At 68.8% G+C, this 23,735-nt stretch carries 22 protein-coding genes; 12 read left to right on the top strand and 10 right to left on the bottom strand.

Annotated elements, in window-relative coordinates; translation table 11 throughout:
- Positions 1-144: 144 nt before the first annotated feature.
- Positions 145-639 (top strand): VOC family protein, encoded by a 495-nt coding sequence (locus QA861_RS27760; RefSeq protein ID WP_334591332.1) that lies wholly within the window; start codon positions 145-147, stop codon positions 637-639.
- A 41-nt stretch (positions 640-680) separates the two neighbouring features.
- On the top strand, positions 681-1,043 hold the full coding sequence (locus QA861_RS27765; protein ID WP_334591333.1) for a DUF488 domain-containing protein: 363 nt from the start codon (positions 681-683) through the stop codon (positions 1,041-1,043).
- 720 nt (positions 1,044-1,763) lie between these two features.
- Here QA861_RS27765 and QA861_RS27770 read toward each other — a convergent pair.
- The 5 genes from QA861_RS27770 to QA861_RS27790 form a co-directional block, all read right to left on the bottom strand.
- On the bottom strand, positions 1,764-2,150 hold the full coding sequence (locus QA861_RS27770; protein WP_334591334.1) for an ATP-binding protein: 387 nt from the start codon (positions 2,148-2,150) through the stop codon (positions 1,764-1,766).
- Between the two features lie 280 nt (positions 2,151-2,430).
- On the bottom strand, positions 2,431-3,681 hold the full coding sequence (locus tag QA861_RS27775) for an NAD(P)/FAD-dependent oxidoreductase (protein ID WP_334591335.1): 1,251 nt from the start codon (positions 3,679-3,681) through the stop codon (positions 2,431-2,433).
- Positions 3,682-3,712: 31 nt separating this feature from the next.
- Entirely contained in the window at positions 3,713-4,828 is a 1,116-nt protein-coding gene (gene tal, locus QA861_RS27780) for a transaldolase (RefSeq protein ID WP_334591337.1), read from the bottom strand.
- Positions 4,829-5,094: 266 nt separating this feature from the next.
- Complete coding sequence (locus QA861_RS27785; protein ID WP_334591338.1) at positions 5,095-7,866, bottom strand: aconitate hydratase; 2,772 nt, start codon at positions 7,864-7,866, stop codon at positions 5,095-5,097.
- A 150-nt stretch (positions 7,867-8,016) separates the two neighbouring features.
- Positions 8,017-8,520: a beta-class carbonic anhydrase gene (locus QA861_RS27790; RefSeq protein WP_334591339.1), complete on the bottom strand. Its 504-nt coding sequence runs from the start codon at positions 8,518-8,520 to the stop codon at positions 8,017-8,019.
- 597 nt (positions 8,521-9,117) lie between these two features.
- Here QA861_RS27790 and pdhA point away from each other — a divergent pair.
- The 3 genes from pdhA to QA861_RS27805 are packed head-to-tail and all read left to right on the top strand — an operon-like array spanning position 9,118 to position 12,479.
- Positions 9,118-10,221, top strand: a complete 1,104-nt coding sequence (gene pdhA, locus QA861_RS27795) for a pyruvate dehydrogenase (acetyl-transferring) E1 component subunit alpha (protein WP_334591340.1) — start codon at positions 9,118-9,120, stop codon at positions 10,219-10,221.
- Between the two features lie 2 nt (positions 10,222-10,223).
- Positions 10,224-11,240 (top strand): alpha-ketoacid dehydrogenase subunit beta, encoded by a 1,017-nt coding sequence (locus QA861_RS27800; RefSeq protein WP_334591341.1) that lies wholly within the window; start codon positions 10,224-10,226, stop codon positions 11,238-11,240.
- Between the two features lie 9 nt (positions 11,241-11,249).
- Positions 11,250-12,479 carry a dihydrolipoamide acetyltransferase family protein gene (locus QA861_RS27805; protein WP_334591342.1) on the top strand — a complete coding sequence of 410 codons (1,230 nt, stop codon included), beginning with the start codon at positions 11,250-11,252 and terminating at the stop codon, positions 12,477-12,479.
- 345 nt (positions 12,480-12,824) lie between these two features.
- Here QA861_RS27805 and QA861_RS27810 read toward each other — a convergent pair whose 3' ends face one another.
- Positions 12,825-13,256, bottom strand: a complete 432-nt coding sequence (locus tag QA861_RS27810; protein ID WP_443041591.1) for a DoxX family membrane protein — start codon at positions 13,254-13,256, stop codon at positions 12,825-12,827.
- A gap of 70 nt (positions 13,257-13,326) precedes the next feature.
- Here QA861_RS27810 and QA861_RS27815 point away from each other — a divergent pair, with 70 nt between their 5' ends.
- From QA861_RS27815 to QA861_RS27830, 4 genes are all read left to right on the top strand, one after another.
- A complete protein-coding gene (locus QA861_RS27815) occupies positions 13,327-14,031 on the top strand; it encodes a helix-turn-helix transcriptional regulator (protein ID WP_443041592.1) in 705 nt (234 codons plus the stop codon).
- A gap of 348 nt (positions 14,032-14,379) precedes the next feature.
- A complete protein-coding gene (locus tag QA861_RS27820) occupies positions 14,380-15,156 on the top strand; it encodes a CBS domain-containing protein (protein ID WP_334591343.1) in 777 nt (258 codons plus the stop codon).
- Positions 15,157-15,223: 67 nt separating this feature from the next.
- The gene (locus QA861_RS27825; RefSeq protein ID WP_334591344.1) at positions 15,224-15,688 is read left to right on the top strand and encodes a pyridoxamine 5'-phosphate oxidase family protein; all 465 of its coding nucleotides are present in this window, start codon (positions 15,224-15,226) and stop codon (positions 15,686-15,688) included.
- Positions 15,689-16,075: 387 nt separating this feature from the next.
- Positions 16,076-16,528 carry a Crp/Fnr family transcriptional regulator gene (locus tag QA861_RS27830; protein ID WP_334591345.1) on the top strand — a complete coding sequence of 151 codons (453 nt, stop codon included), beginning with the start codon at positions 16,076-16,078 and terminating at the stop codon, positions 16,526-16,528.
- A gap of 161 nt (positions 16,529-16,689) precedes the next feature.
- On the opposite strand, the gene QA861_RS27835 is transcribed toward QA861_RS27830, so the two are convergent.
- Positions 16,690-17,277, bottom strand: coding sequence for an Rv1733c family protein (locus QA861_RS27835; protein ID WP_443041593.1), 588 nt, complete (start codon positions 17,275-17,277; stop codon positions 16,690-16,692).
- Positions 17,278-17,497: 220 nt separating this feature from the next.
- On the opposite strand from QA861_RS27835, the gene QA861_RS27840 reads away from it, so the two are divergent.
- Positions 17,498-18,199 carry a response regulator gene (locus QA861_RS27840; protein WP_334591347.1) on the top strand — a complete coding sequence of 234 codons (702 nt, stop codon included), beginning with the start codon at positions 17,498-17,500 and terminating at the stop codon, positions 18,197-18,199.
- 375 nt (positions 18,200-18,574) lie between these two features.
- Here the strand turns inward: QA861_RS27840 and QA861_RS27845 are convergent, their stop codons facing one another.
- The 3 genes from QA861_RS27845 to QA861_RS27855 all read right to left on the bottom strand — a co-directional run bounded on the left by QA861_RS27845 (position 18,575) and on the right by QA861_RS27855 (position 21,766).
- Complete coding sequence (locus QA861_RS27845; RefSeq protein WP_334591348.1) at positions 18,575-20,323, bottom strand: sensor histidine kinase; 1,749 nt, start codon at positions 20,321-20,323, stop codon at positions 18,575-18,577.
- 693 nt (positions 20,324-21,016) lie between these two features.
- The gene (locus QA861_RS27850) at positions 21,017-21,391 is read right to left on the bottom strand and encodes a TraR/DksA family transcriptional regulator (protein WP_334594864.1); all 375 of its coding nucleotides are present in this window, start codon (positions 21,389-21,391) and stop codon (positions 21,017-21,019) included.
- Positions 21,392-21,439: 48 nt separating this feature from the next.
- Entirely contained in the window at positions 21,440-21,766 is a 327-nt protein-coding gene (locus tag QA861_RS27855) for a TraR/DksA family transcriptional regulator (protein ID WP_334591349.1), read from the bottom strand.
- A 357-nt stretch (positions 21,767-22,123) separates the two neighbouring features.
- Here QA861_RS27855 and QA861_RS27860 point away from each other — a divergent pair, with 357 nt between their 5' ends.
- Together QA861_RS27860 and QA861_RS27865 are read left to right on the top strand one after the other, a co-directional pair.
- Positions 22,124-23,077 (top strand): HAMP domain-containing sensor histidine kinase, encoded by a 954-nt coding sequence (locus QA861_RS27860; protein ID WP_334594865.1) that lies wholly within the window; start codon positions 22,124-22,126, stop codon positions 23,075-23,077.
- Positions 23,074-23,724: a response regulator gene (locus tag QA861_RS27865; protein WP_334591350.1), complete on the top strand. Its 651-nt coding sequence runs from the start codon at positions 23,074-23,076 to the stop codon at positions 23,722-23,724. The genes QA861_RS27860 and QA861_RS27865 overlap by 4 nt, the downstream gene beginning before the upstream one ends.
- Positions 23,725-23,735: the final 11 nt, after the last annotated feature.

The raw sequence follows: 23,735 nt of genomic DNA on the forward strand, positions 1-23,735 counted from the left end.
CCCGCCGACCAACTTCAGCAACGCGGGGACAGAGCTCACGGTCTGCCACCGGTTCAGCCTGCAGCAAGCAGGCCAGTAACAAGGAAACCAAACAGGAACCGGGAAGGAAGCCTTCGCACCACGGTCGAAGGCGGAAGGGTCCTCATGTCGTACACGCAGGAAGTTCCCGCCGACCCGCACAGCGCAGCGCTCCCGGCGCATGCGCACACGGCCGTGGCTGGTCCGGGTGGGCGTGGGCCGTGGCTGGCCTCGGTCGTGGTGTTCGTCCACGACCACGACGCGTCAGCAGACTTCTACCAGGAGCTGCTGAGCATGCAGGTCGCGGTACGCACCCCCTCCGCCACGCTGCTCGTGGGCGACAACGGATTCCAGGTGTACCTGCGCGCCGTGGGCCCCAGAGCCTCCCATCCCGTCGGCCACATCGGCGCCCAGTACGTGATCTGGACCGCGGACGGCCCCGACGACTTCCAGCGCTGTCAGCGAGTCCTTGAAGCCCGCTGCGGACACGTGAACACCACACACGGCGAAGGCTTCACCGTCATCGAGGGACGAGACCCCAGCGGCCTGCCCGTCCTGGTGGCCTACCCGGGACCCGACGAAGTCGCACGGCTCGAGATCATCTCCCGCTACTACGTGTGACCCCGCAAGAAGCGCAGTGCCCTGCATATGAGGAGACCGTCATGGCCCACAACAAGACGGTGCACGTCCGCCGCGTCTACGACGACCCGGCACAGGCCGACGGCACCAGAGTGCTGGTCGACCGGATCTGGCCCCGGGGAATGACCAAGGAAAAGGCCCACCTCGACGAGTGGTGCAAACAGGCCGCCCCCTCCACGGAGCTGCGCAAGTGGTACCACCACGACCCAGAGCGCTTCACCGAATTCAGCCGCCGCTACCGCACCGAGCTCCACGATCCCCAGCACGCAGACGCCCTCAACCACCTGCGTGAACTGGCCGAGGACCGGCCCCTGACACTGCTCACGGCAACCAAACACCCCGAAATCAGCGAAGCCGAAGTACTCGCCGAACTGCTCCGACACTGACAGCAAGGTCCAGGACGATCACCACCTGGGGCTGTCCAGCGGGCCGCAGCGCGAGCACCACATGACGCGGCGGAGTGGCTGGCCAGACCTGGCCGGCTGGAAGCCGAGGGGAACGTCCTCAGCACCGTACAGGTCGAGGACCAGCCACACAGGGGGACGCCGCCACGTCACCGCCCCAGCCTCTGTCGAGGGCGAGTGATTCCCCACGTCTGGCGCTCTCGCTGGTACCTGTCATGCGTCCGGCCTGCTCCTGGGGGAAACCGTCCGCGGAAGAAGATTTCCACCGGCTGCCTCAGCTGCCGGTTTGCCCGAGAGCCGCCCAGGCCCCCGCCACCATGACGGCCACGGTCATGGCCACCATCACCAACCGCGCCATCGCCGCCCATTGCGGGGCCCTATGTCTCCAGCGCCGCACGCGAGCAGGAACCTCTCGCAGTCTGGCTCTGGGCGCGCCGGCCGGCCTGTTGGATGCGTACTGACGGATGGTTGGCTCCTCCCCCATGATCGGCCACGATGCATGCAGTGCCGATCGAAGCATCCAGCCGCGGCGATGTGGGCTATTCAGACGATGAGGCGGACAAGCCGCCTGCCTCACCTGTTCCATCCCGGAGCAACGAGCGCGTCCCGTGGCAGAAACGCCCCCGTCCACCATCCGACGCTGGCCATCGCGTCAACGGGCGCCCGCGGCCCCTGGATTGACGTACCTCGAAACGGGTGCAGTCAACGAGACAACGACAGGACCACTGACACAGTCTTCCCGTTCGCTCGGCCGCTGACCCGCACGTCCGTCGCCAGCTCCTGGACCAGAAGCCAGCCGAGCCCTCCCGGCTCGGCCGCATCGGGCCGCCGCGGGCACGGAGGCACAGAGCTGGCATCCTCTACCGAGACCGTCACCGTCCCCACCCCGGCCCGCAGCCCGAACCCAGTGATTCCGCCGGCATGCCGCACCGCATTGGTGACCAGTTCGGACACCACCAGCAGTACTGCCTCCACCTCAGCCCCGCCCCCAGGCGCGAGCACGGACAGAAAGCCGCGCGCAACGTCGCTCGTCCGCTCCGCGCTGTCTTCCCTCAAAGACCCGCAGTCATCCTCGGGCGAATGAACCATTGCGGCCTCCAACAGGTCGAAATATCGATACCCGCGGGATTGCCCGGAAATGATCGGCCTACCCTCGAACGCACGAACACGGCACCGGCGCCTGCGCCCCGTGCCGACCCGCATACGGGTCCGCTGTCCCCGTCCAACGCCGGTGCCGACCGGGATCGCCTACACCGGGATGCGGCCGTGCTTCGGCGCGCTGCCCGCGGCCGATTGAGCCCGGCCCGATGCCGTGTCGGCGCGGCAGTCTGCTCCAGGGCACGGTGGGAGGACGCACTGCCTGAGAGCGTCAGCCGGCCCGGTCTGCATGGCTGAGAAGGTCAGTCAGGGGCACGTCCGTGTCGGCAAGTTTCTTGGTGTCGACGGCCTGGCCGGAGGTCACCAGGGTGCGGATCGGGTCGGTCACGTCCCAGACGTTGACGTTCATCCCGGCCAGCACGTGCCCCTCTGCCAACCAGAACGCGATGAATTCGCGGGTGTCGCTACGGCCGCGGACGACGACCTGGTCATAGCCGCCAGGCTCCACGTAGCCGGTGTATTCCATGCCCAGGTCGTACTGGTCGGTGAAGAAGTAGGGCAGTCGGTCGTAGGACACGTCCTGGCCCAGCATTGCCCTCGCCGCGACCTGGGGCTGGTTGAGGGCGTTGGCCCAGTGTTCGACGCGGATGTGCCTGCCCAGTAGCGGGTGGGCGGCGTTGGCGACGTCTCCTGCGGCGTAGATGTCCGGATGGGAGGAGCGCAGGTGGGCGTCGACGCGGATGCCGTTGTCGATCTGAAGGCCGGCGGTTTGGGCCAGCGAGGTGTTGGGGGTGATGCCGATTCCGACGATGACCGCGTCAGCCTCGATACGGCTGCCGTCGGCCAGCAGCACGCCGTTCACCCGGCCATCCTCGCCGGTGATCTCGGCTACGTGGGCACCGCAGCGCAGGTCGACTCCGTGTTCGGTGTGCAGGTCGGCGAAGATGCGGGCGACCTCGCGGCCCAGCACGCGCAGCAGCGGCAGCTCCCCCGCCTCCAATACCGTGACCTCGACGCCGGTGGTGCGGGCGGCGGCTGCGGTCTCCAGGCCGATCCATCCCGCTCCGATCACTGCGATCCGGGAGCTGGACGCGAAGGCTTCCTTCATCCGGTCGCTGTCGGCGAGCCGGCGCAGGTAGAGCACCCCGTCGAGGTCGGCCCCGGGGACCAGCAGGCGGCGTGGCGAGGAACCGGTGGTCAGCAGCAGTTTCGCGTAGCCCAGGCGGCTTCCGTCGGCAAGGACGGCCTCGTGGGCGTCCGGGTCGATCGCCGTGACCGTGGTACCGAGACGCAGGTCGACCTGGTGGTCGGTATACCACTGGGACGGATGAACAAATACGGTGTCACGCTCCTGCTTGCCCAGCAGGTAGCCCTTCGAGAGCGGTGGCCGCTCGTAGGGGCGCTCGCTCTCCTCTCCGAGCACGACCAGCGGGCCGTTGAAGCCCTCGTCCCGAAGGGTCTGCGCGGCTTTCGCACCGGCCAGGCCGGCTCCGACGATCACAAACTCCGTGTGTGCGGCCATGTCCTGTCCTCTGCTGGGGTAATCGGCGTCATCAGACGGCGTCGCGGTTGGTCTGCAGTACGGTGCCCAACTCGTGGAACAGCTCGTTTCCTGAAGCCGTGAACTTGGTGATGCCCTCGTCCTCCAGCACGCGCACCACGTCGTCGTAGGACACTCCGACGGCCTCCAGGCCATCGAGCACCTGGCGGGCTTCTGTATAGGTGCCGTGGATGGTGTCGCCCTGGATGCGGCCGTGGTCCGCGACCGCGCGCAGGGTCTGCTCCGGCATGGTGTTGACGACGCCGGGTGCCACCAGTTGGTCGACATAGCGGGTGTCGTCGTAGGCGGGATCCTTTACCCCGGTGGAGGCCCACAGCGGGCGTTGGGGTCGCATTCCGGCTGCAGCCAGGGCCTTCCACCGGTCTGATGTGCATGCCTGCTCGAAGTGCTGGTAGGCCAGGCGCGCGTTGGCGATCGCAGCTCGCCCGCGCAGGGCCCGTGCCTCCGGTGTGCCGATCTTGTCCAGTCGACTGTCGACCTCGGTGTCCACCCGGCTGACGAAGAAGGAGGCGACCGAGGCGATGGACGCCACATCGCGTCCCGCCGCGTGTGCCCCGCCCATGCCGTCCAGGAAGGCGCGGAGCACCTGGTCGTAGCGGTGCAGGGAGAAGATCAGCGTCACGTTGATGCTGATGCCCTCCGTGAGCGCCGTACTGATCGCCTCCAGGCCCTGCTGGGTGGCGGGGATCTTCACGAACAGGTTCGGCCGGTCCACCAGCCACCACAGGGCGCGCGCCTCGGCGATGGTGGCCGCGGTGTCGTGGGCGACGCGCGGGTCCACTTCTATGGACACCCTGCCGTCCACCCCGTCGCTGGCGTCGTATACGGGGCGCAGAACGTCGCAGGCCCAGCGCACGTCGAACGTGGTCAGCAGCCTGACGGCTTCCTCGACCCGTACGCCGCGCCGGGCTAGATCACCGATCTGCTCGTCGTAGCGGGTGCCCGAGCGGATCGCCTTGGCGAAGATCGTCGGGTTGCTGGTGATGCCCACCACCCGCTGTTCACTCACCAAGTCGGCCAGGCCGCCACCGGCGAGCCGTTCCCGGCTCAGATCATCGAGCCAGACCGCCACCCCTTCGGCGGTCAGCCGGTCCAGATTCTCACTCATGATCTTCTCCCTTGCGTTGCATCACCTGATGCCGTTCAGGGCGTGCTGTCCAGATGGTCCAGCGGCGGGGCGCAGGGCTCTCCCTGGCCTGCCCCGGCGGGCAGAGCACGGTGTGCCGCGGCCGGCGGGCCCCTGTGCGGTGTCCCCCACCGGGATCACCTCCATGGCCTCTGCCTCCTCTGTCTGCTGTGCATCGCGGCCCGCTCGTGTGGCGAGTTCCCGCGCTGATGGACCTGCCCCGGCTGAGCCGGGACGTGGGCGGTACGTCATGCCGGCAGGAGGGCGCGCAAGGCGTAGGGCAGGATGCCGCCGTGCCGGTAGTAGTCGGCCTCGGTGGGGGTGTCGAGCCGCACCTGTGCGGTGAACCGCTTGGGGCCGTCGGGCCCCTGTACTTCGACGGTGACCTCGCGCGGCAATGCCGCCAGGCCGCGGATGGTGTAGGTCTCCTCACCCGTCAGGCCCAGTTGTTGTGCGCTCTGGCCGGGGGCGAACTGCAGCGGCAGGACGCCCATTCCGATCAGGTTGGAGCGGTGGATGCGTTCGAACGATTCGGCCAGCACGGCTTTGACGCCGAGCAGCGCGGTGCCCTTGGCTGCCCAGTCCCGCGAGGAGCCGGAGCCGTATTCCTTGCCGGCGATGACCAGCAGCGGTACTCCCTCGGCGGCATACCGCTGCGCGGCCTGGTAGATCGTGCTCCCTTCACCGTCAGGCAGGTGGCGGGTGAAGCCGCCCTCCGTACCGGGGGCCAGCAGGTTGCGCAGTCGGATGTTGGCGAAGGTGCCGCGGATCATCACTTCGTGGTTGCCGCGGCGCGAGCCGTAGGAGTTGAAGTCCCGCGGCTCCACTGCGTGCGACTGCAGGTATTCCCCGGCCGGCGAGTGGCGGGGGATCGCGCCGGCGGGAGAGATGTGGTCGGTGGTGACCGAGTCGCCGAGCAGGGCCAGCACCCGGGCGGCGGTGATGTCGTGCGGCGGCTGCGGCCGGCGGGGCAGGTCATCGAAGTAGGGCGGCCGGCGCACGTAGGTGGATTTCGGGTCCCAGGCGAACAGGTCGCCCTCGGGAGTGGGAAGGGATCGCCACCGTGCGTCGCCGGTGAACAGGTCCGCGTAGCCGGCGGTGAACATCTGCGGGCGCAGGCTGGCGGAGATCAGGTGCTGGATCTCGTCCTGGGTCGGCCAGATGTCCCGCAGGTGGACCGGCTGGCCGTCGCTGCCGGTGGCCAGCGGATCGCGGGTGAGGTCGACTGCCATCGACCCGGCCAGCGCGTAGGCGACGACCAGCGGTGGTGAGGCGAGATAATTCAGTTTCGTCTCGGGGTGGATGCGGCCTTCGAAGTTGCGGTTGCCGGAAAGCACTGACGCGACGGTGAGGTCGGCTTTGGTGACCGCCTGCGAGACCGCGGGGATCAGCGGCCCGGAGTTGCCGATGCAGGTCGTGCAGCCGTAGCCGACCAGGTCGAAGCCGAGCGTGGTCAGTGAAGGGGTCAGGCCCGCGCGGGCAAGGTAGTCCATGACGATCCTCGATCCCGGTGCGAGGCTCGTCTTCACCCAGGGCTTGGACCGCAGCCCGCGCTCGACGGCCTTCTTGGCCAGCAGCCCGGCCGCGATCATCACCTGCGGGTTGGAGGTGTTGGTACAGGAGGTGATCGCGGCGATCACCACGGCGCCGGGCGCGAGTTGGCATGTGGTGCCGTCCTCCAGCGGCACCGGGACGGATCCGAGCGGCCCGGTATCGGCGGGTTCACTCGCTTCGAGGTGGGTGGGGCGATCGCCGGGGTGGCTGCCGGTCACCGCCGGCGGGTCGGAGGCGGGGAAGGATTCCGCGCCGCTCGCGTCCAATCCGACGGGACCTGACGCGGATGCCGAAGAGTCGCCCAGGACAGCGCGCAGGGCCCTGGGTGCCTGGGTCAGGGGGATGCGGTCCTGTGGCCGTTTCGGTCCCGCGATCGAGGGGACGAGGGCCGACAGGTCGATGTCGAGGGTCTCGGAGTAGTCGGGAGTGTGCTCGGGGTCGTGCCACAGGCCCTGTTCCTTGGCGTACGCCTCCACCAGCGCCACCTGCCCGGCATCTCGGCCGGTGAGCCGCAGGTAGGACAGCGTCTCCGTGTCGATCGGGAAGATCGCGCAGGTCGCGCCGTATTCGGGGCTCATGTTGCCGATCGTGGCGCGGTTGGCCAGCGGCACATTGGCCACGCCGGGTCCGTAGAACTCGACGAAGGTGCCGACCACGCCGTATGTCCGCAGCCGCTCGGCGATGGTGAGGACCAGGTCGGTGGCGGTGCTGCCTTCGGGCAGTGCGCCGGTGAGCCGCACACCGACGACCTTGGGGATGAGCATGCTCACCGGCCGGCCGAGCATCGCCGCTTCCGCCTCGATGCCTCCCACCCCCCAGCCGAGCACACCCAGCCCGTTGATCATCGGGGTGTGGGAGTCGGTGCCGACCAGAGTGTCGGGGAAGGCCGTGCCGTCCTCGGTGAACACCACCCGCGCCAGATGCTCCAGGTTGACCTGGTGGCAGATTCCGGTCCCCGGGGGGACGACGCGCAGGTTGTGCAGCGCGGTCTGCCCCCAGCGCAGGAACTGGTAACGCTCTTCGTTGCGCCGGTACTCCAGTTCCACGTTGCGGGCGAACGCATCGGGGACACCGAAGTAGTCGGCGATCACCGAGTGGTCGATCACCAGTTCCACCGGTCGCCGCGCGTCGATCTGCGCAGGGTCACCGCCGAGGGCGGCCAGCGCTTCCCGCATGGCCACCAGATCAACGACGCACGGCACCCCGGTGAAGTCCTGCATCAGCACCCGGGCGGGGGTGAACTGGACTTCGACGGCCGGTTCCGCGGTGGGATCCCAACGGGTCAGCGCGGTGATCTGATCGGCGGTGACGGTGCGGCCGTCCTCGTTGCGGAGCAGGTTCTCCAGCAGCACCTTCAGGGCGTACGGCAGCCGTTCGACGCCGGGGAAGGTGTCGAGCCGGCAGATGGAGTAGGAGGTGTCGGTGACGCTGAGCGGGTGGCGAGCGGCGAAGCTGTCGAGAGACATGGGCACCTCATCCAAACGGGTCGGCTGCCGCCGACAGCGGGGGCGGCGGGACGGGAGCAGCGCGCAGTGCGGGCGGCGAGCCCGTCATACGGCCGGCTGTAAGGCGGTGTGGGCCCGCCGGTCCTCGATCGCCTGCGCTGGGCATCCCGTTCACCGCCGGCTGTGCGACGTGACCTCTTCAAGTTGTCCGGTGGCGATGTCGAGGACGAATCCGCGCACGGAGTCGCGGTGAGGGATATAGGGACTCGCCTGGATACGGCTGATGGACCGTTGTACGTCGGTCGCCACGTCGTGGAACGATTCCTCCGGCCAGGGCGGGAGCATGCCCCAGTCGCTGCGGATCGGCTCCTTGAGTGTGTAGCCCGGGAAGGCCAGCATCCGGCAGTCCGTGTGATGAATCAGAATGATCTCGTGGGTTTTCAGCAACTGCTGGCTCACCGCCAGGGACCGGATGACGTCCTCGGTGATGACTCCGCCCGCGTTGCGGATCACACTGGCCTCGCCTTCCCTCAGGCCCAGGGCGCCGTAGACATTCAGCCGTGCGTCCATGCAGGCCACGACCGCGACGTGCTGGGAGGGCTCCATCGCCAGCGGGCCGGCGAACCGCGACGCGTAGTCCGCGTTGTTCGCGAGGTACCGCTCGGTGGCCGACATGGCGCTTCCCTTCTCGCGCGCTGAACCCGGCGCGGGCCAGCGCCCTGGACGCAGAATGCGCCGGTGTTCGCACACCGGCCCGCGCTCCTCTGGGCGCGTTCGCCCCTACTGGCCCGGGGTTGCCCGGCGAGGCATGCAGCTCACCGCTGTATCCCGGTCGGAGACCGCGTTGGCGCAGCTCAATGTCCTGCCTTCCACCGTCCTCTGCGCCGAGCCCGCGGCACCAGGGCCGGTCGGGGCTCATGAGGGGACCTTCGGCCCTGGTCTGCGGACCCCAGGTCGCGGCTCGGCCAGGGGGCTCCTGGTCTTTGGCACCTCGCGGATGCCGCCGCACGCCTCATGGCCGATCACCGGCAGGGGGACGTCGGACTCTCTCACCAGCGTCCAGCGGGCCCCCGCGCTGGTTCGGGCCACTCGCCCGACAGAGATGGGCCACATGGCCCTACTCCCCCTCCCGCTCACGCCACACGCTGGAAGGACGGACTCAGCCCATCCCGGCTGTCCTGCCTGCCGGGCCACCGGCCTGAACTCGGTTGACGCGGCCCCCAGCCCACCGCCCGGCAGCCGACTCTTTCCAGACAGCAGGAGGCACCCGGCATGGACACCCTCCAGGACCGCACCGAGCCCCACGCCCAGACGCCCGCAGCCGACGCAGACCACCAACTGCTGCGCGACTACTACCGGCAGATGACCCTGATCCGGTCCTTTGAGCTGCGCGCCGCCGAGATGTATGCCCGGGCGAAGATCGGCGGCTACTGCCACCTCAACCTGGGTGAGGAGGCCACCGTCGTCGGACTGATGGCGGCAATCAGGCCCAGCGACTACCTGTTCACCACCTACCGCGACCACGGCTACGCACTCGCGCATGGCGCCGATCCCGGCAGGGTGATGGCGGAGCTGTTCGGCCGCAGCACGGGCCTGTCCGGTGGCCGCGGCGGCTCCATGCACCTGTTCGACGCGAAGCGGCGACAGCTCGGCGGTTACGCGATCGTCGGCGGCCAGATGCCGCCGGCGACCGGGGCGGCCCTGGCCATCGCACACCGCGGCATGCCCGGCCCGGACAGTGAAGCCGTGATGTGCCTGCTTGGCGACGGCACCACCAACATCGGCGCCTTCCACGAGTCACTCAACCTCGCCGCCGTATGGCACCTGCCCATCGTCTACGTCATCGTCAACAACGGGCTCGGCATGGGCACCACGGTCGAGGCAGCCTCCGCAGAACCCGCGCTGTACCGGCGCGGCTGCGCCTACCGCATCCCCGGCACCCGGGTCGACGGCAACGACGTCGTCGCCGTCCGCGACGCCGCCCGCACCGCGCTGGAACAGGCCCGCACCGAGCACCGGCCCAGACTGCTGGAGGCCGTCAGCTACCGGCTGCGCGGCCACTCCGTGGTCGACCCGGCCCAGTACCGCTCGGCCCAGGAAGTCCAGCAGCTGCGCGCGCACGACCCGCTGCCCGCCTTCCACGCCTACCTGATCGAGAACGGCATCCTGCAACCGGACGCCGCTGCCCGCCTCGAAGAAGAGGCCGAGCAGATCGTCACCGCCGCCGTCGACTTCGCCGACACCAGCCCGACGCCGGCCACGGACACCTTGTTCGACCACGTGTACGCCACCGAGGTGGCCAACATCTACCGCGGCCTGCCCGGTGACACCCCGCTCGGCCCCGAGGGTCACGCCGATCACCGTGGAAAGGAATAGCCGTGGCCGTTGTCACCTATCGCCAGGCACTGCACGACACGCTGCGGGCGGAGCTGCTGCGTGACGAGAACGTCCTGCTCATCGGCGAGGAGATCGGCATCTTCGAAGGCTCCTACAAGATCACCGCGGGCCTGCTGGACGAGTTCGGCCCACGCCGGGTCCGCGACACCCCGATCAGCGAGGAAGGCTTCGCCGGGGCCGCGGTAGGCGCGGCCATGCTCGGCCTGCGGCCCGTGGTGGAGATCATGACCGTCAACTTCAGTCTGCTGGCCATCGACCAGATCGTGAACCACGCCGCCAAAATATTCGCGATGTCCGGCGGCCAGATCACGGTGCCGATGGTGATCCGGACCCCCGGAGGCGGCGGCCAGCAGCTGGCCGCCACCCACTCCCAGAACCTCGAGGTGTACTACGCCCACGTGCCCGGCCTGAAGGTCGTCGCCCCCGCCACCCCCGCCGACGCCAAAGGGCTGATGGCCGCCGCCATCCGCGACGACGACCCGGTGCTCGTGCTGGAGAACCTCGCGCTGTACAACACGAAGGGCGAGGTCCCTGACGGCGAGCACACCGTGCCCATCGGGACCGCCTCGGTGATCAGGCCCGGCAGCGATGTCACGGTTGTCGCCTACTCCCGCGGCACTGGGGTCGCCCTCGACGCCGCCCGCCGTCTGGAGGCGAACGGCGTCTCGGTGGAGGTGGTCGACCTGCGCAGTCTGCGTCCACTGGATCGCCAGACGGTGTGCGCCTCGGTCCGCAGGACCACCCGGGCCGTCGTCTTCGAAGACGACTGGCTCAGCTACGGCATCGGCGCCGAGATCGCGGCGACCATCGCCGAGGGCGCCTTCGACCGTCTCGACGCGCCCGTGCGCCGCGTCGCGGCGGCCGAGGTCCCCCTGCCGTATGCGAAACCGCTGGAGCTCGCCGCTCTGCCCGATGCCACGGCACTGATCCGGGTGATCCACGAGACGCTCGATGCCTCCGGATTCACTGCCCGCCAGGCCGCCTCCACGGCCGGTTAGGAGTCCGCGATGCCGGAGATCTTCATGCCCCGCCTGTCCGACACCATGGAGGAAGGCACCCTGAGCCGGTGGCTGAAACAAGAAGGCGACCTGGTTCACAAAGGCGATGCCGTCGCCGAGATCGAGACGGACAAAGCCGTGATGGAACTGGAGGCGTACGACGAGGGGCCATTGATCCACATCCTCGTCGCCGAAGGCACGACCGTCCCCATCGGGACCCCCATCGCGATGATCGGAACCGACTCCCCGGCCACCGCGCAAAAGCCCCCACTGGAGCAGGCCGCTCAAGCACCCGACCCGAGTGCGGCACCGCCCACACCCCCTCAGGACCCGCCGGCTGTCCCCGCAACCACCGTGGCGACCGTATCCGACGCCGGAGAGGACTCCGAAGTGCGCACGTCCCCGCTGGCGCGCACACTCGCCCGCCAGAACGGCATCGATCTGGCGGACCTCACCGGCAGCGGCCCCGGCGGACGCATCGTGCGCGCGGACGTTGACGCCGCCGTGCCGACGTTCTCAGAGCGGGCCGCCGGTCGATCGCCGCTCGTGGACGATGACGAAGAGGTGCCGCTGAGCACCAGTCGCCGCATCACCGCCCAACGCCTGACACAAAGTACGCGGCAGACGCCGCACTTCTACCTGACCACCATCGTCGATGCCGAGCCCCTGCTGGCCTTCCGCGCCCAGATCAACGACCGCCTCACGGAACCCGGCCTGCGCATCAGCATCAACGACCTGCTGATCAAGGGATGCGCGACGACCCTCCGCACCCACCCACAGGTCAACGCCTCCTGGGACACCAGCCGTATCCTGCGTCACCGGCGCATCCACATCGGCATCGCCGTCGCCACCGACGACGGCCTCATCGTCCCGGTGCTGCACGACGCCGACCGCAAGACCCTGACCGCGATCGCCCGTGAAGCGCACGGACTTGCCCAGGACGCTCGGGCCAGGCACGTGTCACCGGCGAGCATCAGCGGCGGCACATTCACCATCAGCAACCTGGGCACCTACGGCATCGACCACTTCACCGCCGTCATCAATCCGCCCCAGGCAGCGATCCTCGCCGTCGGCGCCGCGCAGCCTCAGCCCATCGTCCGCAACGGCGAACTCGGCGTGGGCACCACCATGGCGCTGACCTTGTCCATCGACCACCGCGTCCTGGACGGTGCTGTCGCAGCAGCCTTCCTCGCCGACCTCAAAACACTCCTAGAACAGCCCTTCAGCATCGTGCTGTAACCCGAGGCCGTTCCACCGCAGCGTGCTGATGGGGAAGACCTTCGGCATTCGCTCCGCGACGGCAGTCGGGAGCGTTCGAGGATCTCGAAGAACCGCGGGGCGCCCGGCACCAGGCGGAGCGCTACGGCAGGCTCGGTGCTATGCCGATCGGCGCGCAGCCGGCCGGGGCCCGGCGGGCTGCGGTGCGAGCGTCTGTGGCCAACTTGCCGTCTCCATACAGCAGGTGGCTCACGCCAACGCTGCTTACGTTCCCAAGGCGTTCCGATCACGCTTCGGCTGCGGGACACGGACGGGCGGCTCCGTGGGAGTCCGCCCGTCGCAGTGTTCAGCGTGCGCCACCCGTCCTCAGTGCTGCCCCTTGCGGTGGTAGCGCTCGGCGAGTCGGGCCAGTGCGACTGCGGCGAGAAGCAGACCGAAGTCCCGCAGCGCAATGTCGTAGTAGTCGGGGATGGTCAGCAGGTTGACGATGATGCCGGCGAGCCAGCCCGCCACCAGCCAGGCCCCGAAGCGGGGAGCGAGGGCCACGGCGACGCCGGCCACGATCTCGATCACGCCCACGGCGTACATGGCCTGCTGGGCGCTGCCGGGGACGATGTCGTTGATCCACGGCGCGAGGTAGGTGGGCCAGTCCACGAGCAGGTTGGCGAACTTGTCCAGTCCGAACAGGATCGGCGCCACCGTGAAGGCGGTGCGCAGAATCACGAACGCCTGATAGCCGGGATCGGCGAGCACCGCCCGGCCTGGCGCGGAGGGTGTGGTGCTTGTGGTGGAGGACATGATCGGCCTTCCTTCTATCGATGACTCTCATTAACTATAGAAGCCCGGTTTCCTTCTTTAGTCAACGCCAATGGGTTTTACACTGGTGTTCGTGAACGACCCGAACGAAGTACGTGACGCCGACGTCTCCGCCATCGCAGCCCTCGATGAGCCGACGCGCAGGAGGCTGTACGACCATGTGGCGCGCCAGCCGGGAGCCGTCAGCCGGGACGAGGCAGCCGCCGCCCTGGGCCTGGCCCGGCAGACCGCGGCCTTCCACCTCGACCGGCTCGCCGATGAATCCCTGCTCGACGTGGTCTATGAGCGACGCAGCGGACGGGCGGGGCCAGGAGCGGGCAGGCCGGCCAAGCTGTACCGGCGCTCGACGAAACAGGTGGCCGTCAGCCTGCCGGACCGACGCTACGAGATGGCCGGACGGCTCCTCGCCCAGGCCGTGGAGGAAGCCGACGCAACGGGTGAGCCGGTGAGGGATGTACTGCACCGCAAGGCCGAAGAGCTCGGCACGCAGTTGGGCGGGCAGGACAGCGCCTGCCTCTTCGACCTGCTGGAGCGGCACGGCTTCGAACCGGCCTGCGAGAACGGCGCCATCGTGCTGGGCAACTGCCCCTTCCACGCCCTGGCCCGTGAACACACACAGACGGTGTGCAGCATGAACCTGCACCTGCTGCGCGGCGTCCTGAACGGACTGGACGAGGCAGGGTTTGCCGCACGTCTGGCACCCAGCCCCGGCCGGTGCTGTGTACGACTCGAGCCTGCACCGACGGTCACCCAATAGCTCCCCACCCACCGCGTCACGGACTGGGTCACGGGAACAGCGAAGCCCGCCGGACCGCCCTTTGTCCGCGTCACCGCGGCTCGACGATCTCGGCTTTGAGCTCGGACCTGAACGAGCGGCAGGACCTCAGCCGGACAGCCGTCCTCCGTCACGTCTCCAGCCGCCTGGGAGGCCCTTGTGGCGCTTGGCGCACACACCGTCGCGGCCGTCGGTCCGACTCCGGATTCCTGCACGGGCCAGTCTTTGGGCAGGTTGCCCATGACAAGGGCCGGGTGGCCCATAGGAGGCGTCGCGTCCCCCATGGATGCTTGGGGGGAGAAGGCCACCCACGGGACGGAGACAGAAGCCATGCAGCATCGGACGGTGAGCGACCTGATGACCACATCCGTCGTACGGGTGCGGCAGGACACCGGTTTCAAGGAGATCGTCAAGCTGTTCGCCCAGCACGACATCACCGCCGTCCCGGTCGTCGACGGCGACGACCGCCCGCTGGGTGTGGTCTCCGAGACGGACCTGCTGCACAAGCAGGCGGGACAGGTGGATCCGGCGGGACTGCTGCCGGTCCTCAACCCGCAGTACTCTGACCGAGCCAGGACCGAGGCGACCACAGCCAAGGGACTGATGAGCAGTCCAGCCATCACCGCCCGTCCGCAATGGACGGTCGTCGAGGCCGCCCAGGTGATGGAAGTCCACCGCGTCAAACGACTACTGGTAGTGGACGAGGCCGAACGGCTTATGGGCGTGGTCAGCCGCGCCGACCTGCTGCGGGTGTTTTTGCGCGGGGACCACGCCATCCGGGACGAAATCGCCGAGGTCGTACTTGTACGCACGCTGGGCACCGCGCCCACCGCGGTGACAGTGCGCGTCGTCGACGGCAACGTCTTTCTCAGTGGGACCGTCGAGCGGAAGTCCCTCATCCCCCTCGTCATCCGGCTGTGCCAAGGCGTGGACGGAGTGATCGACGTCGCCGCCGATCGGTTGGGCCATCGAGTCGACGACGTCTGCGGGAATGCGGCCCTCGGCCATCCGGCCGCGACGGCGACGGCGACGGCGACGGCGGAAGAACCCGAAACCGCCTGGCGTGAGCGAAGCAATCGACCTTCTGTAGAAGCTCACCGGGCCTGATCCTGAAGGCTCCAGCCACCCCCCACCGCACCGTGGCATGAGCGGCGAAACCGTCTGGAAGACCGTCATGTCAAGTAGCAACCACCGCCCGATCACTGCCTGGCCGCGCCAATCCCTGGAAGTCTCCGGCGATGAGGCCCTGGAGCTGCTGGGCGGAGTGTCCCTGGGCAGAATCGTCTTCACCCGGCAGGCTCTCCCGACCATCCGCCCCGTCAACCACGTGTTGGATCATGGCGACGTCATCATCCGCACTCACGAGGGCGCATCCCTGACCTCCCAGGTCCGGGATGCCGACGGGCGCGGCGTCGTCGTCGCCTACGAAGCCGACTCGATCGACCCGGACACCCACCTCGGCTGGAGCGTCGTCGTCACGGGCTACGCCCTCCTGATCACCGACCCGGGCGAACTCGCACGCTACCGGTCGATGCTGCGCCCCTGGGCGAACCAGGACATGGACTACGCCGTCCGCATTCACCCCGCCCTGGTTACCGGCATCCGGCTCACCGTCCCGCCACTCATGGCAGACAGTTGACCCGACGGCAGACCAAAGCGGCAGGCACCAGGAAGCCGTGGTGCAGCAGGATCAGCAACCCGCATTTCGACAACCGCGTGTTGAGGTGCTGGGGCCCGGTGCCGGACGGCCCTGCCTCAGGGCCGAGTGGCCCCTGGTTGGAGCCGGCACACGGAAACATGCTGGAGGTGTCACATCACCGCGCCCCTCTCGGGAAGGTCGTGGAGGCATCCGCATCACGCGGCCTCATAGAGGCGGAATCTAGGCGCCGCGACTTTCTGGTTCATGGTTCGCAGGGCCCGTACGGGCCGCAGTTGTCGTCTTCAAACCGTCAAGCGGCTGCTTGCGGGCATCACACGGGACATCGATCTCACGCACGATGTCCAGACTCGTCAGAAGGGCAGAGGCATGACCAATTCTCCCACATCCAGCATGACCAGGGCGCTGCCCGCGGAGCACCGGGAGCGGCTGATGTGCGCCGCGAAGGAGGTGTCGTTCCCGCACGGGACACGCCTCTTCGAGGAGGGCGGGCGCGCTGACCGGCTCTGGGTCATCCGTACCGGCACGGTCGCCCTCGACATCCATGTGCCCGGCCGCCGGGCAGCAGTCATCGAGGTCCTGGGCCACAACGAACTCGTCGGCTGGTCCTGGCTGTTCGGCCCGCACACCTGGCATCTGGGCGCCGAAACGACAAGCCCGGTACGGGCCTACGAATTCGACGCCATGGAGGTACGCGCGATGTGTCAGGACGATCCTGTGCTGGCAGTGACGGTGACCCAGTGGGTGGGCGATGTACTCGCCCACCGGTTGCGCGCAGCCAGGACCCGCCTCCTGGACCTGTATGCCCCGTACGGCAGTTAGAGCCCGTAAGGGCCTGCGTCCTGACCACGCCCACGGAGTAGGTCTGGAGTCGCAGTGCCGGCGCCGTGTGTAGTCCCGCGCCATGTTCACCGACAGGACGCGGGACCAGTGCGGTAGAAGACTCCCCGCCCCTGCCACACCCGGGGCGGACCTTGAGGCCGTCAGCCGGTCTTGTGCCCCCATCCCGGACCTACCTGATCCCACTCCGTGCCCCAGCAATCCGTGGCCCCTTGTTCCACCCGCTTGCGTACCCCCCACCCCGCCAGCAGGACCGCCGCACCTCCGGCGGCAGCTGTGCCCGAACCGGTCAGCGCGAGCAACGCCGTCTTCTGCGCCGGGCCGATCGGGGCCGGCACGAGATGGCCCTCGCCGTCCGTCCACACCATGATGGCCGTACCAGCCCTGGTACCTGGATCTACTCTCGTCCAGTCTGTCCGGACGGTTCCGTCGGTGTCGGTCCAGCGCACGTCCGCTATGACGTGGTCGTACACGGAACCTGTCTCCACATCGTGCGCAGGGGCCGGCGCCGCGCGCACCAGCACCGCGGAGACGGAACTGGCTTCCGCCCGCTGCCGGTCCACCACGCCCGCGAGGGAGTCCGCGCCTGCGATGCCCGCAGCAACACCGCCGGCCACCGCCAGCGCCCAGGTGCCGAGCAGGATCCGCGTCTCCAGCACGTCGCTGGGTCGACGGAGCTCGTTAGGCCGCCACCGCCATCCTCGAATCTTGGTGCGAGTGGTCTTCCGCATCGGTCACACCCCTCCCACGACAAGTCGGGTATTCACATGAACGTGCCATACGGGGGCCGGGCGTCGGCAGGGGCCTGTGGTCCGTTACGGGTGGGCCGATCGGGGTAGGCCGGGGTGTGAATGGGGGCCGGTCGGCCCTAGTGGTAGCGGCTCTACAAGACGACGATCGTCATGACGGGCAGCATGCGGTCCGTAGTCCACCGGGGAACGAGGGGTCGTCATGGCCAAGGCACGGACCTTCACCGAGCAGGACCCGATCCGGGTCTTCCTGGTTGACGATCACGAAGTGGTGCGACGGGGGCTCACCGATCTTCTGGACACCGAACCGGACATCTCGGTGGTGGGCGACGCAGGCGGCGTCGCCCAGGCACTGGCACGCGGCCCGGCGTTGCGCCCGGACGTGGCCGTGCTCGACGTACGCCTCCTGGACGGCGACGGGATCACCGTCTGTCGGGAGCTGCGCAGCCAGATGCCGGAACTCGCCTGTCTGATGCTGACGTCGTTCGACGACGAGGAGGCCCTGCTCGATGCGATCATGGCCGGCGCGGCGGGCTACGTTCTCAAGCAGATCAAGGGATCCGACCTGGTTTCGGTGGTACGTACGGTCGCCTCCGGCCAGTCGATGCTGGATCCCGCCACGACGGCCCGGCTGATGCGGTCGCTGCGTGCGGACCCGGCCGTGGAACCGGCCATCGCCCCCGAACTGGCCGCACTGTCGCCCCGCGAGCGGGACATTCTCGCTCTGATCGGCGACGGGCTCACCAACCGCCAGATCGGCAGGAAGCTCTACCTGTCGGAGAAGACGGTGAAGAACCACATCTCCCGGCTGCTGGCCAAACTGGGCGTCCAGCGCAGAGTCCAGGCAGCGGTCATCTCCAGCCATCTGCAACAGCCCGGTACCACCGCCCCACCAGAACGATGAAAGCGCCCCAGCCCGACGCCCTCGCCCTGTTCGAGAAGTAGGTCTGGCGCTCCGAGCCCGCCGCAGGGCGCTATGGCGCCGCCTCCGTTACCCCGCTCGCCGCTCAGACCGGTCCGAGGCCCAGCTGCCCCGATCGGTACAACGGCAGATCTCATCCCTCGTCAGCGCCTGTCCCGACTCCGCAGGAGCTGATCTCGGCGAATGACGACGCGCTTTGATCCGCAGCATCCGGCCCCGGCGCGCCTTCCGGCACACCGGCCGGGAACCGCGTCCGGCACGAGCCGCTCACGCGTTCGAATGCAGCTGTCTGGCCGCGCAGAGGCGGCGTTCCGCCGTGGCGTACGGCTCGGCGCACGCGCTGAGGGGCAAGCTCCATCAGACTTCCGGTGCGTCTGGCGCAGCCCGGTTCACGGGGACCCGCCACACCATGCTCGTACCGCCGCCCTGCGGCCGTACACCGAGCGACATCGTCCCGCCCCGTTCCTCGGCGCGCTCTTCCATATTCTTCAGCCCACTGCGCACGACCCCGTCCGGCACTCCGCGGCCGTCGTCTGACACCGTGAGCGTCAGCTCGCCCGCGCTACACCTCAGCCGGATGTCCACGGCGCGTGCCCCGGAGTGGCGGGCTGTGTTGCTGAGCGCCTCGCCGAGCACCGCGACGGTGTCGTCTGCGATGTCGGCCGGAACCTCGGTCTCCACGAGCCCTTCGATCTGCAGCGCCGGCGGGAACCCGAGCGTGGCGGCAACGCTACTGACGGCCTCGGTCACCCGGCCGCGCAACCCGCTGCCTTGCCTGGTGCCGTCACCGTGTGTACGCAGCCCGAAGATAGTAGAACGAATGATCTTGATGGTGTCGTCGAGGTCGTCGACGGTCCGCGTCAGCCGTTCCACGGCCTCAGGGTGCTCCACAAACCGCTGAGTGCTCTGCAAGGTCATCCCGGCCGCGAAGAGCCGCTGGATGGCAAGGTCGTGGAGGTCGCGGGCTATCCGGTCGCGGTCCTTGAGCAGGGTGATCTGTTCCGCCTCCCGGCGCCGCTCGGCCAGCTCCAGCGCCAGAGCCGCCTGACCGGCGAACCCGAGGAGCGGACTGGTATCCGTCTCCCCGAAGGCACTGCTTCCGGCCACGCGCCCCAGCAGCAGCACCCCGCGGGACTTCCCGTTGGTACCGAGCGGCACCGCGACCACAGGCCCGAGCCCGGCCCATTGCCGTTCCTCACGACCGGCGCGGGAGTCCTGTTGGATGTCTGTGCTGACCACTGGCCGCGTCGTGCCCAGCGCATCCCTGATGAACCGGTCCTGTCCCGACAGCACCAGCCCGCTGCGCCGCTCGGCGTCCAGGCCGACTGCGAGCATCGGCCGCAGGCTGTCCTCGCCCAGTACCCGCTCCGCGACCATCCCGACGTCCGCGGCGACGATCGTCCGGGCCTTCTCTGCGATCAGCTCCAGGACCTCGGAGCTCGATACCCCGGTCAGCAGGCTGCGGGTGACCTCCTCGCTGGCGAGGATCCAGCGTTCCCTGCGCATGGCCCCTTCGTAGAGCCGCGCGTTCTCGATGGCGACGCCGGCCGCGACTGCAAGCGTGGACAGGACCGCTTCGTCCTCCTCGTCGAACTCCTTCGCGTTGCGCTTCTCGGTGAGGTAGAGGTTGCCGAACACTTCGTCGCGCACCCGGATCGGCACTCCGAGGAAGGAGTGCATCGGCGGGTGACGGGGCGGGAATCCGTAGGAGGCCGGATGCTCCGAGAGCTCCGGCAGACGCAGTGTTTCCGGATGCCGGATCAGTTCCCCAAGAATTCCGTGCCCGCTGGGGACAGCCCCGATCTCCGCCCACTGTTCGTCGCTGATTCCGACGGCCAGGAACTCCGACAGCTTCTGATCGTCGTCGATTACGCCCAGTGCGCCGTATTCGGCATCCACCAGCAGGACGGCGGCTTCGACGATGTTCCGCAGTACGTGGGGCAGATCCAGCTCCCGCCCGACAGACAGCACCGCCTCCAGCAGGCCGCGCAGCCGGCCTCGGGTGCCACGCACGGCGTCAATGCGCACCTGCAGTTCGGCCAGCAGCTCATCAAGGCGCAGCGTGGGCAGATACGGCTCGGATCCCCTGAGCCCGTCTTCGCTCATCGCGTCCTCCGCCCGACTCGCCAAGTACACCGTGTGGTGAAAACCGGCGCTCCTGGTTCCATCCTCATTTCTCACCGTACGGGGTACGACCGGGCGGTGTGGCCCTTGCGGGTGAGCGCTGCACCACCAGTTGGGCGCAGGCCCCATGCGCTGTACACCAGGGAAACGGCCCGCGCTCCCCGTGCACCCCAGGGACACCATCGAATCCCCCGCGGTGATCGTGGTGTCCGTGTGCTTGCCGTGCAGGGCCCGCCGGGCGGCGGGCGGCTGCGCCGGGGTCGCGCCATGGCGCCCGGAACGTCCCGTGTCCCGAGCCACCACGAGTCGGTGATCCGCTCTCCTGCCTCTCGGCACCCAGGCCCCTGACTGGGCCTGTCGTGAAGGGCGTCAGCACCCTGGTGTGACGCTCCACGTCCGGACGGCATGGAGCCGACCTGCAGCCCCAGGCAGCGTCCGTGGACCGTGAGCGAGGACAGAGCCTCGGTTTGCGTACCGCTGCTTCGGGTGGAGCCGGGCACCCCCACCAGGCGGCCTTGAAGGAGTGGCTCGGCTGGGCAAGCACCGCGTCCTCGGCGAGCCGGACCAGCTCGGTGCGTGGGGTGCGGCTCGGGTCGAGGGGGATCCATGTGCCCGGCCGGCACAGTGGCCGGCGGCGGTGCCGTGCTGTGGTGCGGCGGCGTCGGTGTGTCATGGTCATCGGGCGGCCTTGCTGACCTGCTGGCACCGGGCGCAGTAGCGAGCCTGCGGCACGATCATCAGGCGTTCACGCGCGATGGGGCGTCGGCACAGCCGACAGGTGCCGTAGCCGCCCTCGTCCATGCGGGCAAGGGCCTCTTCGACATCCGCGAGCACCATGCGGGCGGAGGCGGCGAGTTTGATGCGGACCTCGATCTGCGAGGCGGTCCGCTGCTGGATCAGTTCGTCGGCGCGGGATGCGGAGGCTGCCCCGATCTGCCGCAGCTGTTCCGTGCGGAACAGGCGCTGCTCGTGCAGGTTCTCGCGCAGCGTGGCCAGGTCCTCTGACGAGAGGGCCGTGCCGTGCTCACCGATGGTGTGGTGGGTCACCAACTTCACCTCTTGGGCAGGGCAGGAGTGGAAAGCGCAGGGACGGGGCGGTCAGGCGGTGCGGCGCAGGCAGGTGACGCAGTACGGCGTGTGGGGGAGGATTTCCAGCCGCTCCGGTGCGATGGACTTGGCGCAGCTCTGGCAGGCGCCGTAGGTACCGTCCTCAACGCGGGCGCAGGCGTTGTCGATCTCCTGGAGGACGCGCTGGATGCCTTCCTTCTGCGTGGTCATCAGGTGGTCGTCGGGGCTCTGGGCGGCTTCGTCGAGGGCTTGCAGCTGGGCAAGCCGCGTGATGCGGGCATGGTCGAGGCGCTGGCGGACGTCGTGATCGGCCGGGTGTCCGGAGCGGGGATCCGTCCGGGGGGTGTCGAGTGACACGGCGAGACCTCTCGGGCAGGGGGCAGGCGGGCGTGGGGGTGGGGTCCAGCGGGCGCCGGTGGGACGCTCTGGTGCGCTGGACCGCCGTCGGCACGGATGGGGGTATGTCCTCACCATGGCCGGTCTGGGGCGAGGGGCCCATAGGGCGCGGTACCCATCTGTGAGGGGTCCGAGGTCCCATCCGGCAGCAGTATGGGTCGGGCGCGTAGCCCGAAATGGGGGCCAGGGCCCATCGCCTGCAGGGCGCAGGCAGGGCAGGCTGTCCACTGGGGGGCGCGGGCCAGGCTGGCCTGCGGCCTCCTGCGGTTGCCCGGTGGGCGGCAGCAGAGGTAGATCAGGAGAGGAAGCGTGACCTCCGTGTCCCTGTACTGGCGGATCTTCGGGCTCAACGCCGTGGTGCTGGGCGCGGCGACCGCCCTGCTGCTGTGGGCCCCGGTGACCGTCTCCGTCCCTGTTGCGCTGACCGAAGCGGTCATCCTGGTGGGCGGCCTGGCCGTCATGCTGGTCGCCAACGCGGCCCTGCTGCGTATCGGCCTGGTTCCGCTGGATCGGCTGACCCGCCTGATGACCACCGTCGACCTGCTCCGCCCCGGCCAACGGCTCCCCGTACAAGGACGCGGCGCGATTGCGGACCTGATCAGCACGTTCAACGCCATGCTGGAGCGACTGGAGAAGGAACGGGCCACGAGCAGTGCCCGTGCCCTGCTCGCCCAGGAGACAGAACGACGCCGCATCGCCCAGGAACTGCACGACGAGGTCGGGCAGAGCATGACCGCCATCCTGCTGGTCCTCAAGCGTGCGGCGGACGAAGCATCCGATCCACTGCGCGGCGAGCTCCAAGACGCTCAGGAGATCACCCGCGGAAGCCTGGACGAAGTCCGCCGCCTGGTGCGCCGGCTGCGCCCGGGTGTACTGGACGACCTCGGCCTGATCAGTGCGCTCACCTCCCTCACCACCGAGTTCGCCACGCACACCGGGCTGCGTGTGCAGCGTCATTTCGACCCCGACCTGCCTGCCCTGGACCACGAGACGGAACTTGTGATCTACCGCGTGGCTCAGGAGAGCCTGACCAACGTCGCCCGCCACGCCGAGGCACAACAGGTGGAGATGAGCCTGCGCCGCAGTGACGACACGGTGGTCCTCGACGTCAGTGACGACGGCTGCGGCATCGGCGTCGCCCGCGAGGGTGCCGGGATCCGCGGCATGCGCGAACGCGCCCTGTTCGTGGGGGCCATCCTGGACATCACTGCCGCAGCACGGACCGGCACACGCCTGCGGCTGACCGTGCCCCGCGTGAGGAAGCAGCCATGAGTACCGGCCAGGCCAAGATTCGGATTCTTCTCGCGGACGACCACGCGCTGGTGCGCCGCGGAGTGCGGCTCATCCTCGACCGGGAACCGGACCTCGAGGTGGTCGCGGAGGCCGGTGACGGCGCGGAGGCGATCGCCATAACCCGCTCCCAGGACGTCGACCTCGCGGTCCTGGACATCGCGATGCCCCGTCTGACGGGTCTCCAGGCCGCCCGCGAACTGCTTGCCCTGAAGCCCCGGCTGCGCATCCTGATGCTGACGATGCATGACAACGAGCAGTACCTCTTTCAGGCACTCAAGGCCGGCGCGAGCGGATATGTTCTGAAATCCGTCGCCGACCGCGATCTGGTAGCCGCCATGCGCGGCGAGCCGTTCCTCTACCCGGGTGCGGTCACCGCGCTCATCCGCAACTACCTCGACCGCGTCCGCAACGGTGAAGAAGCCCCCGACCAGCTCCTCACCCCGCGCGAGGAGGAGGTCCTCAAACTCGTCGCCGAAGGGCACACGTCCAAGGAGATCGCCGAACTCCTCGTGATCAGTGTCAAGACGGTGCAACGGCATCGGGAGAACCTCCTGCACAAACTGGGCCTGCGCGACCGCCTGGAACTGACCCGGTACGCCATCCGCGCCGGACTCGTCCAACCGTGAGCCCCGTACAC

The sequence above is a fragment of the Streptomyces sp. B21-083 genome, assembly GCF_036898825.1.
Classification (GTDB): domain Bacteria; phylum Actinomycetota; class Actinomycetes; order Streptomycetales; family Streptomycetaceae; genus Streptomyces.

What these genes read in the sequence shown, in the direction of transcription:
- QA861_RS27840 (WP_334591347.1), top strand. Translation starts at nt 17,498, where the DNA reads ATGGCCAAGGCACGGACCTTCACCGAGCAGGACCCGATCCGGGTCTTC.
- QA861_RS27760 (WP_334591332.1), top strand. Translation starts at nt 145, where the DNA reads ATGTCGTACACGCAGGAAGTTCCCGCCGACCCGCACAGCGCAGCGCTC.
- QA861_RS27830 (WP_334591345.1), top strand. Translation starts at nt 16,076, where the DNA reads ATGACCAATTCTCCCACATCCAGCATGACCAGGGCGCTGCCCGCGGAG.
- QA861_RS27820 (WP_334591343.1), top strand. Translation starts at nt 14,380, where the DNA reads ATGCAGCATCGGACGGTGAGCGACCTGATGACCACATCCGTCGTACGG.
- QA861_RS27835 (WP_443041593.1), bottom strand. Translation starts at nt 17,277, where the DNA reads ATGCGGAAGACCACTCGCACCAAGATTCGAGGATGGCGGTGGCGGCCT.
- QA861_RS27810 (WP_443041591.1), bottom strand. Translation starts at nt 13,256, where the DNA reads ATGTCCTCCACCACAAGCACCACACCCTCCGCGCCAGGCCGGGCGGTG.
- QA861_RS27785 (WP_334591338.1), bottom strand. Translation starts at nt 7,866, where the DNA reads ATGTCTCTCGACAGCTTCGCCGCTCGCCACCCGCTCAGCGTCACCGAC.
- pdhA (WP_334591340.1), top strand. Translation starts at nt 9,118, where the DNA reads ATGGACACCCTCCAGGACCGCACCGAGCCCCACGCCCAGACGCCCGCA.
- QA861_RS27765 (WP_334591333.1), top strand. Translation starts at nt 681, where the DNA reads ATGGCCCACAACAAGACGGTGCACGTCCGCCGCGTCTACGACGACCCG.
- tal (WP_334591337.1), bottom strand. Translation starts at nt 4,828, where the DNA reads ATGAGTGAGAATCTGGACCGGCTGACCGCCGAAGGGGTGGCGGTCTGG.
- QA861_RS27825 (WP_334591344.1), top strand. Translation starts at nt 15,224, where the DNA reads ATGTCAAGTAGCAACCACCGCCCGATCACTGCCTGGCCGCGCCAATCC.
- QA861_RS27845 (WP_334591348.1), bottom strand. Translation starts at nt 20,323, where the DNA reads ATGAGCGAAGACGGGCTCAGGGGATCCGAGCCGTATCTGCCCACGCTG.
- QA861_RS27790 (WP_334591339.1), bottom strand. Translation starts at nt 8,520, where the DNA reads ATGTCGGCCACCGAGCGGTACCTCGCGAACAACGCGGACTACGCGTCG.
- QA861_RS27775 (WP_334591335.1), bottom strand. Translation starts at nt 3,681, where the DNA reads ATGGCCGCACACACGGAGTTTGTGATCGTCGGAGCCGGCCTGGCCGGT.
- QA861_RS27865 (WP_334591350.1), top strand. Translation starts at nt 23,074, where the DNA reads ATGAGTACCGGCCAGGCCAAGATTCGGATTCTTCTCGCGGACGACCAC.
- QA861_RS27770 (WP_334591334.1), bottom strand. Translation starts at nt 2,150, where the DNA reads ATGGTTCATTCGCCCGAGGATGACTGCGGGTCTTTGAGGGAAGACAGC.
- QA861_RS27815 (WP_443041592.1), top strand. Translation starts at nt 13,327, where the DNA reads ATGGGTTTTACACTGGTGTTCGTGAACGACCCGAACGAAGTACGTGAC.
- QA861_RS27805 (WP_334591342.1), top strand. Translation starts at nt 11,250, where the DNA reads ATGCCGGAGATCTTCATGCCCCGCCTGTCCGACACCATGGAGGAAGGC.